Here is an 11,645-nt window from a genome sequence, read left to right as displayed (position 1 = left end):
CGCCGCGCGTGTTGTTCCCCACGTTTCTGCCCGCTTGGGAGGCGGGATTCAACTCTCGAAACAGGCTGCGCGGCCATCCGCCCGGATCGTGGCAGCTCCATCGGCGATAGAACGGCTGCGCGCAGAGGCTTCTTTGGCGGAACGCACCTTGGGCGCCGGTAGGACAGCAGCCAACCGCGCCGCTTGTGCTGCTGACAACGCCCTGGCCTCAACCCCGAAATACCACGGCCCCGCAGCCCCAACACCAAACACACCCTCATCCAGTTCGGCCACGTTCAGATAAACTTCGATAATACGCCGCTTGGACCAAGTCGCCTCCATGACCGGGGTCAACACGGCCTCAAGCGCCTTTCGGGGCCACGACCGACCCTGCCACAAAAACACGTTCTTAACGACCTGTTGGCTGATGGTTGAGGCACCGCGGTTCGCGCCTTCCTCTAGGGCGAGGCGAATCGCGCCCATATCAAAGCCCCAATGCAGGCAGAAATTCGCATCCTCAGCGGCAACGAAAGACTGCGCTACGTGGGGTGGCATGTCCTCTAAGTTGACCCAATCCCAACGCACCTCACCAAGGCGCGCGCGTTCGGACCAGATGTAGGGGGTAATCGGCGGGTTCACGAAGGCCAGCGCCATTACATAGAGAACCGGCAAAACAACTGCCGCAACTAGCCCGCGTAGGGACCAACGACGCAGGCCATGCACCGTCAGCCGACGTTTGCGCGGTGCTGCCTTGGATTTTGACGGTGTCTTACGTTTCGCTTTTGCCATAGCGGCCAATATACCCATGCCCCTCGGGCTGAGCGAGCAGATTGCGCCCGACTACAGCGGGCTGTTGCCCATATGCAAAAGACCGCGCCGTTTGAGGGGCGCGGTCTTTGATTTTCAAAGTGCAGGTCGCTTATTCGGCGGGCACCGCGGTGTCTTCGATCCCCAAGGGGGCTGCCAGACGGCCCAGCATCTCTTTGGGGCAGATCTGCACAAAGTTCCCTTTCTCAAGGTCCCAGTGCTGCAAAATCTCAGCCGCTTTACGCGAGCCTGTTTCCTCCGCGTGGCGTTGGACCATGCCGCGCAACTGCTGCTCCCAATGATCAACGGTCACAGGACAGGTCACCAGCGTTTCCATGTTCATCAGCGCAGGTGCTTTGCCTTCGGGATCGTACAGATAGGCCATGCCGCCGGTCATCCCGGCGCCAAAGTTCGCCCCGATCGAGCCGAGGATCACCGCAACACCGCCGGTCATGTATTCACAACCATTGGAGCCGCAGCCTTCGATCACGACCGACGCACCAGAGTTCCGCACCGCAAAACGCTCGCCCGCGCGACCAGCTGCAAACAGGTAACCGTCCGTTGCACCATAAAGGACCGTGTTGCCAATGATGGTGTTCTCATCCGCTTTGAGCGGCGAACTCATCGGTGGGCGTACCACGATGATACCGCCCGAAAGGCCCTTGCCGACGTAGTCGTTCGCGTCGCCCGACACCTCTAGCTTGAGACCCGGTGCCGCAAACGCACCCAGCGACTGACCTGCGGAGCCTTCCAGCTTGACCGTCAGGTGATCCGGCTGAAGCGCGTTGCGCATGCCGAAGTTCCGCACGATGTGGCTGGATGTGCGCGTGCCGATGGTCCGCAGCGTGTTTTGCACCGCATAGGACAGCTGCATCTTTTCCCCATCTTCGAGGAAGCGATGCGCATCGTTCACAATCTGCGCGTCCAGCGTGTCGGGCACGGCGTTGCGTGGCTTGTGACGGTCATATTGAATGTCCGCCGCGCCATCTACGGTGATCAACATCGGGTTCAGATCCAGATCATCCAGATGTGCCGAGCCACGCGAAACCTGTGTCAGCAGATCCGCACGCCCGATCACCTCATCGAGTGAGCGCGCGCCGATTTCGGCCAAGATTTCCCGCACTTCTTGTGCATAGAACGTGATCAGGTTCACGACCTTGTCCGCGGTCCCGGTGAACTTGGCACGCAGGGCTTCGTCCTGTGTACATACGCCCACAGGGCAGGTGTTGGACTGACACTGGCGAACCATAATGCAGCCCATCGCGATCAGAGCGGCGGTACCGATGCCGTATTCTTCGGCACCCATCATCGCAGCCATGACGATGTCGCGCCCGGTCCGCAGGCCACCATCGGTCCGCAGGGTCACGCGCTCACGCAGTTTGTTCATCGCGAGCACTTGGTGCGCTTCGGTCAGGCCCATTTCCCACGGCAGACCCGCATATTTGATCGAGGTCGCGGGCGATGCACCGGTGCCACCATTGTGACCCGAAATCAAGATCACGTCAGCCTTGGCCTTGGCCACACCAGCCGCAATCGTTCCAACGCCGGACGACGCCACCAGCTTGACCGTCACCTTACAGCGCGGGTTGATCTGCTTGAGGTCGTAGATCAGCTGGGCAAGGTCTTCGATCGAATAGATGTCGTGGTGCGGCGGAGGCGAAATCAGCGTCACACCCTTGGTCGAGTGCCGTAGCCGCGCGATCAGGTCGGTAACCTTCATGCCCGGAAGCTGGCCACCCTCACCGGGTTTCGCGCCTTGTGCGACCTTGATCTCCAGCTCTTCACATTGGTTCAGATACTCAGCCGTTACGCCAAAGCGCCCGGATGCCACCTGTTTGATCTTGGCGGAGGGGTTGTCGCCATTTGGCTCCGGCACAAAGTGTGCAGGATCTTCACCACCTTCACCGCTGTCAGATTTCGCACCGATCCGGTTCATCGCGACGTTGAGCAGTTTGTGCGCCTCGGGCGACAGCGCGCCCAGCGACATGCCCGGTGTCACGAACCGTTTGCGGATCGAGGTGATCGATTCCACCTCTTCGATCGGCACGGACGTGCCCATCGGCTTGATCGCCAACAGATCGCGTAGGTGGATCGGCGGATTGCTTTGCATCGCCTTGGAATATTGCTTCCACATCTCATAGCTGGAGCGGTTACAAGCCGACTGCAGCATGTGCATCGTCTGCGCTTCCCACGCGTGCTTTTCGCCGGAACGACGGGCTTTGTAGAAGCCACCGATGGGCAAAACGTCGGCCCCCCCACGCCAACCCTTGGTGTGAACTTCTTCGACCTTGCCCTGCACACCGGACACGCCGATGCCGGAAATCCGGCTCAGCATACCGGGGAAGTATTCGGCAACCATGGCACGGCTCAGGCCGACGGCCTCAAAGTTCAGACCACCGCGATAGCTGGAAATAACCGAGATCCCCATCTTGGCCATGATCTTGAGCAGGCCTTGGTCAATCGCGTTACGGTAGCGCGCGACAGCTTCGGTCAGCGTGCAATCCAGCAGGCCGCGGTCGATGCGATCCGCAAGGCTGTCTTGGGCCAGGTAGGCGTTCACAGTTGTCGCACCGCAGCCGATCAGAACCGCAAAGTAGTGCGGGTCGATACACTCAGCCGAGCGTACGTTGATCGAGCAGAAGGTCCGCAGACCTTTGCGCGTCAGCCAGCTGTGCACAGCACTGGTCGCGAGGATCATCGGCATCGCGACTTTGCCCTCGGACTGCAATTGATCCGTCAGCACGATATGTGCACCGCCAGACCGCACAGCGTCCTCGGCTTCTTCGCGGATTTGATCCAAAGCCTTACGCAGCGCGCCTTTCCCGGCATCCGCAGGGAACGTACAGTCAATCGTGACAACGCTATCGCCGAATTGGTTCAGCATCGCATCAAACTGAGCGTTGCCGACAAACGGGCTGTCTAGCACCAGAATATTGGTCTGAGAGCTGTCCTCATCCAACACGTTTTTCAGGTTCCCGAACCGGGTCTTCAGGCTCATGACGCGGAATTCGCGCAAGCTGTCGATCGGAGGGTTCGTGACCTGGCTAAAGTTCTGGCGGAAGAAGTGGCTCAGCGGACGGTACTGCGAAGAAAGCACAGCCGAGGGCGTATCATCGCCCATGGAGGCTAGCGTTTCTTTGCCATCTTCGGCCATCGGGGCAAGGATCTGCTCCAATTCCTCAATGGAATACCCAGCAGCCACCTGACGCTTGCGCAGGTCACCACCTGTGTGCAGTGCGGTCTCGGACACGCCACCGGTCAGCTCTTGCAGGTCAGTGATCTTCTCGACCCACTCGCCAAAGGGACGTTCGGCGGCCAGCTGATCTTTCATCTCAGCGTCGTGGAACAGACGGCCTTCCTTCATGTCGACGGCGATCATCTGGCCGGGGCCAAGCGCGCCTTTTTCAACAACGGTCGCCTCATCAATCGGCACCATGCCCGCCTCAGAACCCGCGATCAGCAAGCCATCACCGGTCACGACATACCGCATGGGGCGCAGACCGTTACGGTCGAGGCCCGCGCAGACCCAGCGACCATCGGTCATCGCCAATGCTGCGGGACCATCCCATGGCTCCATCACGGAGTTGCAGTAGGAGTACATGTCGACCCAAGCCTGAGGCAGTTCAACTGCCTGTTGGGACCACGACTCGGGCACCAGCATGGTTTTGGCCATCGGTGCGGAGCGGCCCGCGCGCACCATAACCTCAAACACCGCATCAAGGGCGGCACTGTCGGACGACCCACCGGGCACGATAGGTTTGATGTCCTCGGCCATCTCACCGAAGTTCTGGCTCGAAAGCCGAATTTCGTGCGACTTCATCCAGTTGAGGTTGCCCTTAAGGGTGTTGATCTCACCGTTGTGTGCCAACATGCGGAAGGGCTGCGCCAACCACCACTGTGGGAATGTGTTGGTCGAATACCGCTGGTGATAAATCGCAAACGCGCTTTCAAACCGCTCATCCATGAGGTCGGGATAGAAAACCGCAACCTGTTCCGCGAGCATCATGCCTTTGTAGATGATCGACCGGCATGAGAACGACGCGAGGTACAGGTCACGCACACCCGCCGAGGTCGCGGCTTTTTCGATGCGGCGGCGGATAACGTACAGCTCACGCTCAAACGTTTCTTCGTCTACGCCCTTCGAGTTGCTGATGATGATCTGCTCAATCTCGGGGCGTGTAGCGTTGGCTTTTTCACCGAGGCACGTCACATCAACGGGCACATGGCGCCAGCCGTAGATATAGTAGCCCATCCGCAGGACTTCGGTTTCAACGATCGTCCGGCAGGTTTCCTGCGCACCGAAATCAGAGCGGGGCAGGAACACTTGGCCTACAGCCATCAGCTTATCGACATCGGGCTCATGACCTGTGCGGCGCACTTGATCGTAGAAGAATTCGACCGGGATTTGCACGTGGATACCCGCGCCATCACCGGTCATGCCGTCGGCGTCGACAGCACCGCGGTGCCAGATCGCTTTCAGCGCGTTGATACCCGCCTGCACGACTTTGCGTGACGGCTGGCCGTCTTTGGCCACAACAAGGCCGACCCCGCAGGAGCTGTGCTCATGCTCATCGCGAAAGAGGCTGTTTTCCTCCATCCACTGGCGTTTGGCTTCCTCAGCAGCGACCCAGGCTTGATCATATTTGGTCATAGGATGAGGTCCTTTTCAGTTGCAGCGCGGCTATGCCACGCGAGATTGTCAGCAGGATTGCGGGAGCGTCCGGCGCATATGCGCCGCTCCGCGATTTAGCACTTACTCAGCAGCGACCGATGCTCCGGCAGCGTTGAGTTTTTCCAAAATGGCTTCGGCAGCTTCGCGACCGTCGCGGATGGCCCAGACCACAAGGCTGGCACCACGCACGATATCACCCACAGCATAGACACCTTCCATTGGTGTTTCATGGGTACGGAAGTTGGCTTTGACAGTGCCCCAGCGGGTCACTTCCAGCTCTGGCTCATTCCACAACGCGGGCAGATCTTCGGGTTCAAAGCCCAAGGCTTTGATCACAAGGTCGGCTTCTTCGACGTAGTCCGCGCCTTCGATAACCTCAGGCACCTGACGGCCAGTGGCATCGGGCTGGCCAAGACGCATTTTCTGCACCATCACACCATTCACAGGGTCACCGGCAAAGCCCTTGGGCGCGGTGAGCCAGACGAATTCCACGCCTTCTTCTTCGGCATTGGCGACTTCGCGCTGCGAGCCAGGCATGTTTGCGCGGTCACGGCGGTACAGGCACTTAACGCTCTCGGCGCCTTGGCGGATGGCAGTGCGTACACAGTCCATCGCCGTGTCACCGCCGCCGATGACAACAACCTTGCGGCCTTTAGCGTTCAGCTCACCACTGTCAAACTCGGGCACTGCATCGCCAAAGCTTTTGCGGTTCGAGGCCGTGAGGTAGTCAATCGCACGTACAATCCCATCGGCGCCCGAACCGGGACCCTGAAGATCGCGCGTCTTGTAGACGCCCGTCGCGATGATGACAGCATCATGAGCCGCGCGAATTTCTGCAAAGGAAATGTCTTCACCGACAGAGCAATTCAGTTTGAACGTCACGCCGCCTTCTTCGAACTGCTTGTTTCTGCGCAGAACGATATCCTTTTCCAGCTTAAAGCCGGGGATACCATAGGTCAGCAAGCCGCCCGCGCGGTCATACCGGTCATAGACAGTGACCTGCACGCCTTGACGACGTAGCACGTCTGCCGCCGCAAGCCCGCCAGGGCCCGCACCAATGATGCCAACGCTTTCGGGCCGCTCTTTGTAGGGCGCGATGGGGTCAACCCAACCCTCTTCGAACGCGGTGTCGGTGATGTATTTTTCAACAGCGCCAATAGTAACAGTGCCGTGGCCGGATTGCTCAATCACGCAATTGCCTTCGCACAGGCGGTCCTGCGGGCAAATGCGGCCACAAATTTCGGGGAAGGTATTGGTGGCTTGGCTCACGCGATACGCTTCTTCCAGCCGGTTTTCAGCCGTCAGGCGAAGCCAATCTGGGATGTTGTTGTGCAGCGGGCAGTGGCTTTGGCAATAGGGAACGCCGCACTGCGAACACCGGCTCGCTTGCGCCTCAGCCTGCTCGGCTGCATATTGCCGGTAAATCTCACCGAAGTCTTCTTTGCGGGCCTCGGCCCCCCGTTTCTCCGGAGTCGCCCGATCCAGCGTCACAAACTTCAACATCTTCTGGGTCGCCATGGGGGAGCCTCCTCACATCTGCCTGAAGCATCGCTATATGCGAGCCGTTGATCAAAGAAAAGTCAGAACTAGTGACCTATTTATAAGTATTTCATCTGTGCGCCCGGAAAAACGCCTCACATTCTTAATTTTTAAGTAAGTAATACTGACCTATGCCTCTATTTCACCTCCTCTTGATCGCAATAATTCAGGGAATCACCGAATTCCTGCCGGTTTCCTCCAGCGGGCACTTGGTGCTGCTGCCACAGCTAACGGGCCTGAAGGATCAAGGTCAGGCCATCGACGTCGCCGTTCATGTCGGCACATTGGCTGCGGTCGTCACCTATTTCTTGTCGGATGTGAAACGTGCCGCCTTGGGCGTAACCCACCTTGCGCGGGCCGAAAAAACCGCCGAGGCCAATTTGGCGATGTGCCTGATCATCGCGACGATCCCGGTGATCCTTGCAGGGCTGGTCCTCAAGCTGACTGGGTTAGACGACGCGATGCGATCGATGGCGGTGATTGGTTGGACCATGTTGGTCTTTGGGATCGTGCTCTACTGGGCAGATCAGAAGGGCCCGGCAACGCGGCCTGCGGGCAGCTGGACAATCAAACACGCATGGATGTTGGGTTTGTGGCAGGCCGTCGCGCTCATCCCAGGTACGTCTCGGTCCGGTGCGTGCATCACAGGCGCCCGGTTATTGGGTTACGACCGTGAAGGCGCTGCACGGATTGCAATGCTAATGTCGATCCCGACGATTATCGCTTCCGGCACGCTTGTCGGGCTTGAGGTTGCGGCAGACGCGGACCTCCAAACGGCAAAAGACGGCGCCATTGCCGCCTTCTTTGCATTTTTGTCCGCACTATTGGCGCTGAGCCTGATGATGCGGCTTTTGCGATCCGTCAGCTTTACGCCCTACGTGATCTACCGCGTACTGCTGGGCATCATCCTGCTAGCGGTCGCCTATACCTAGTCGTCGCCACGCAACTGTTTGGCGCTGTCCATAATTTCGGCATATTGGCCATTAGGCCGGAACTGCCAAAGATAGGTTTCAAGCACGGCGTCCATGTCCGTCGGCTCAATCCCCAAATCAGCGAATGACATAGCATCGGGTGAAACAACGTTGTCATTTGCCAACTGCTTTACCTGATCACGCGTAATCTGCGAATTGGTGAACAGTCCAAGCGAGGCAATTTGTAGGAAGTCGAGAACAGCAGCCATGATGCGCGCCGCAAAGAACGGGACGGTTAGGATCAAAGCACGGCGGCGCACGACCTTTAGCATCCGCTCCATCAGCTGCTTGAATGTCTCAACATCGGGGCCACCCAATTCATAGATGCCGGGCTTGGCCGCACCTGTCACACCCTTGACCGCTGCGGCAGCAACATCATCCACATAGACTGGCTGGAATTTCGACTGCGGACCAACAACGGGAAGGATCGGCAGGAACCTTGCCATCGTCGCAAAGCGGTTAAAGAACTGATCTTCGGTCCCGAAAATGATCGAAGGTCGCAAGATTACAGCGCTGGGGAAATGGGCCAAAACGCCGGCCTCACCCCTACCCTTACTCTCGGCATAACCGCTCTTGGAACGCTCATTCGCGCCAATCGCAGAGATTTGCACAAACGTCGTGGCACCCGCCTCGGCCGCGCATCGCGCCACGCGCTCCGCACCTTCGTGCTGGACGGCATCAAACTTGTTCTTGCCAGCTTCACTGAGGATCCCGACGCAGTTTACCACCGCATCTGCGCCCTGAACCGCCGCCGCCACCGAGGCGTCATCCCGCACGTTCGCTAGGATCGGCTCCACCTGCCCAACGGCACCATATGGCTTTACGAACATTGCCTCATTCGGACGACGGACCGCAACGCGCACGCGCCAACCCTCCTTGGCAAGACGCTGTGCGATATAGCGACCGACAAAGCCGGACCCGCCGAAGATTGTCACAAGCTTGGACATAATGATAACACTCTCGCTCTGGTCGTTCATGTTGGACATATCCGCAGCCCTAGTCACGAGCAAGGCGCAAGGGGTCGCGGGTCATATTGGAGGGCTAGCAGGTTTTTGCAAAAAACCTGAGCGAATCTCGTTGACACCCCCGCTCAGCAAGCATACTCCGCCCACACGATGTGATTGCGCCCAGATGGCGGAATTGGTAGACGCGCTGGCTTCAGGTGCCAGTTCTCGCAAGGGAGTGGAGGTTCGAGTCCTCTTCTGGGCACCACATCGCAGGTTATATTTCCAAGAAATCGTTGAGAATAAGCGGGTTGGGCTGGTCTTGGGACCAGTTTCGGGACCGCTTTTAGGACCACTTCGTCGAGATTGGCTCCTGAAGCGTCACAGATGGGCACGTCAAAACGGCTTGTGCTGAGCAGTATCGCCTCCGATAGTGATCCTTAGGATGGACGAGACAATTCCCAAACTCCCCAGATATGTGTTCCGACGGGCCAATGGATCGTATCGGTATAAACGCAACGTCCCCAAAGCTCTGCGGCAGGTTATTCCCAAGGCCACTGTCTATCGGCAGCTGGGTGAGAGCTATGATGAGGCGATCCGTAAACTGCCTATCGTTCATGCGGAGATTGAAGCCCTCTTCGACCAAGAACACGCCACTCCCAATAGTGTCCGAGCCAACTCCATCGTCCGTGAACGCTTGGGCGAATGGCACGCAAACATGTTTGCTGATCGTGTTGTCGATCCCGAGTGGGATGTGATGGATGACTTCGTGGAGTTGGCAGACGCGCTTGAGGGGAGCACCTCACCCGAGGTGATACGCCAGGTTGGCACTGCCAGCATAACACCAGAGCCCATGACCCTCCTGCGGGTGCTCGATGAGTATTACGCCTACAAGTGTGAAGATGGAGTTGAGAACACGCCCCTCAAGACCCGCATTGAGCGTCTGCGTAAGGACCTGATCATTGCCCTGGGCAAGAACCGGGTCACGTGGACGCCCCTCGCTGACATAACACGTGTCGATGCCAATACTGTCCGAGACTATCTGCTGACCCGTATGGCCCCCAACTCCGTCCTACGCACTCTTGGGGTGATCAAAGCCGCCATCAATCATGTGATCATTGAGAACGACCTGGAGCAGCGCAACGTCTTCCAAGGGATCAAGATCAAAGGGGCCGGAGCCAGCAAAGACGATCGGCTCCCCATGAGTGACAGCCACGTTGCCAGCCTGTTGCGCACGTATGAGACCACCCCGACAGCCTATGCCTTGTTCGTCATCCTGTGTGACACAGGTGCCCGGCTGGCAGAGATCGTAGGACTAGAGGCGCGAGACATAGACCTCGAGGCCTGTTGCTTGCACATCCGCCCAAACAGCCTGCGGAGCCTCAAGACCAAGACCTCAGACCGCACCATCCCGCTGTCCCCGAGGGTCATAGACGACCTCAGAAAGCACCAGGGAGACGCGCGCGGCACAGACCCCCTCTTCCCACAGTATGCCCGTCCAAGAGGAAGCGACGCAGCCTCGGCCATGCTCATGAAGCGGTTGAGAACCCAGATCAGCGACAAGAAAATCACCATCCACTCCCTGCGCCACCGCATGAAGGATAAGCTGCGCAACACGAGCTGTCCCGAGGCCATCTCCCTGGCCATCCTCGGTCACAGTACCAACACCGTCGCTGCCAACTATGGCTCAGGCTATGCGCTGGACATCATGCGAGAGCATATGGAGCGGGTGTGGGGGGAGTGATGCTGGAGTAGGCGAGTGGCGGGTCTAAGCGGACCTTCGACCAAAGCGCAGCGAACGGCAGAAATGAGCACACTCTTCCGTTTTTCTGCATAGTAGCGAATGTTCGCTTTCGGGACTTTGCTCGAGCTTTTGTCTTAATTTCTTCCTCAAAAGGGCCCCTAACTCTGTCATGTCTTTAGCTAGCAGCCTTGGAATGACAGTTCGGACTACGGCTTCCATGAAAAACCGGTTTCAATCGCGGCATGTTTACAAGGGCATGAACCCGAAGTAGTGCTCTCTGGTAACGACGTTATGTGCCATCGTCGCCAAGGTTGTCAGGTCGAATACCGGGAGGCCAAGTTCGTTTTGCAGCCTTGATGCATATGGCGGCAGATCGGTGCATTCCAAGACAAGCGAACGGATATCTGGCGCGCCTGACAATAGTTTTTGCGCGGCCGCGATGACCTCTGCTTCGACTAGGTTGGTGTCCATTGCGGTACGCTTGTATTTCAGTATCACCTCGGCGAATTCGGTGCTGTCCTCAAGCCCTTGGATGGCAACTGGAATACCGCCGGCGCCGACGGCATCGAAATGCGCAGCTGTCAGCGCTCCAGCATCCGCAGTCAAAACCCCAACCGGTGCAGTTGCTCCCGTCATATGGAAGGCCAACGGCACTTGGATAAGACTGGAGGCAAAAACCGGGATGTCGACAGCTGCAGAAAGCTCTTTTTGAAAAAGCGCCAGAAACCCGCAACTTCCTGTAATTGCACGGACCCCCTCACCTTCGAGTTTTTTTGCACCTTTCAAAAACGGTTCGAGCAGTTCTGGTGTCGGATTGTTCAAAAGGTCGGGGACAGTAACCCCATCGATCATCTCGTAAAGGACGGGAAACGGCAGGCCTGATGGGTTCTTGATATGCCCCGGTGGCTTTGGGAAATAGCTCTCCAAGCACAGCACGCCGATTGTCGCGCCGCAAATGTTTTGTCCGCCTTTGTAAATGGTCATTGCAT

At 58.1% G+C, this 11,645-nt stretch carries 7 protein-coding genes and 1 tRNA gene; 3 read left to right on the top strand and 5 right to left on the bottom strand.

Translation table 11 applies throughout. The annotated features are described in order from the left end of the window. Positions 1–48 precede the first annotated feature (48 nt). From mtgA to THS5294_RS09435, 3 genes are all read right to left on the bottom strand, one after another. Positions 49–768, bottom strand: a complete 720-nt coding sequence (gene mtgA, locus THS5294_RS09445) for a monofunctional biosynthetic peptidoglycan transglycosylase (protein ID WP_058123558.1) — start codon at positions 766–768, stop codon at positions 49–51. A gap of 130 nt (positions 769–898) precedes the next feature. Beyond that, on the bottom strand, positions 899–5,437 hold the full coding sequence (gene gltB / locus THS5294_RS09440; protein WP_058123557.1) for a glutamate synthase large subunit: 4,539 nt from the start codon (positions 5,435–5,437) through the stop codon (positions 899–901). A gap of 102 nt (positions 5,438–5,539) precedes the next feature. Continuing rightward, complete coding sequence (locus THS5294_RS09435; RefSeq protein ID WP_058123556.1) at positions 5,540–6,976, bottom strand: NAD(P)-dependent oxidoreductase; 1,437 nt, start codon at positions 6,974–6,976, stop codon at positions 5,540–5,542. 152 nt (positions 6,977–7,128) lie between these two features. Here THS5294_RS09435 and THS5294_RS09430 point away from each other — a divergent pair, with 152 nt between their 5' ends. Further along, complete coding sequence (locus THS5294_RS09430; protein WP_058123555.1) at positions 7,129–7,929, top strand: undecaprenyl-diphosphate phosphatase; 801 nt, start codon at positions 7,129–7,131, stop codon at positions 7,927–7,929. Here THS5294_RS09430 and THS5294_RS09425 read toward each other — a convergent pair. Next, positions 7,926–8,915, bottom strand: a complete 990-nt coding sequence (locus tag THS5294_RS09425) for a complex I NDUFA9 subunit family protein (protein WP_058123593.1) — start codon at positions 8,913–8,915, stop codon at positions 7,926–7,928. The genes THS5294_RS09430 and THS5294_RS09425 overlap by 4 nt on opposite strands. Positions 8,916–9,093: 178 nt before the next feature. On the opposite strand from THS5294_RS09425, the gene THS5294_RS09420 reads away from it, so the two are divergent. Both THS5294_RS09420 and THS5294_RS09415 read left to right on the top strand, forming a co-directional pair. Continuing rightward, positions 9,094–9,180: transfer RNA gene (locus THS5294_RS09420), tRNA-Leu, on the top strand. A 177-nt stretch (positions 9,181–9,357) separates the two neighbouring features. Beyond that, positions 9,358–10,656, top strand: coding sequence for a site-specific integrase (locus THS5294_RS09415; RefSeq protein ID WP_058123554.1), 1,299 nt, complete (start codon positions 9,358–9,360; stop codon positions 10,654–10,656). A gap of 246 nt (positions 10,657–10,902) precedes the next feature. On the opposite strand, the gene THS5294_RS09410 is transcribed toward THS5294_RS09415, so the two are convergent. Next, positions 10,903–11,640, bottom strand: a complete 738-nt coding sequence (locus tag THS5294_RS09410; RefSeq protein ID WP_058123553.1) for an aspartate/glutamate racemase family protein — start codon at positions 11,638–11,640, stop codon at positions 10,903–10,905. Positions 11,641–11,645: the final 5 nt, after the last annotated feature.

Origin of the sequence: Thalassobacter stenotrophicus, from assembly GCF_001458315.1 — a bacterium.
In the GTDB taxonomy this organism is placed as follows: domain Bacteria; phylum Pseudomonadota; class Alphaproteobacteria; order Rhodobacterales; family Rhodobacteraceae; genus Thalassobacter; species Thalassobacter stenotrophicus.
The sequence above is the reverse complement of the archived record's forward strand: the minus strand, read 5'-3'. Positions and strand labels throughout refer to the sequence as shown.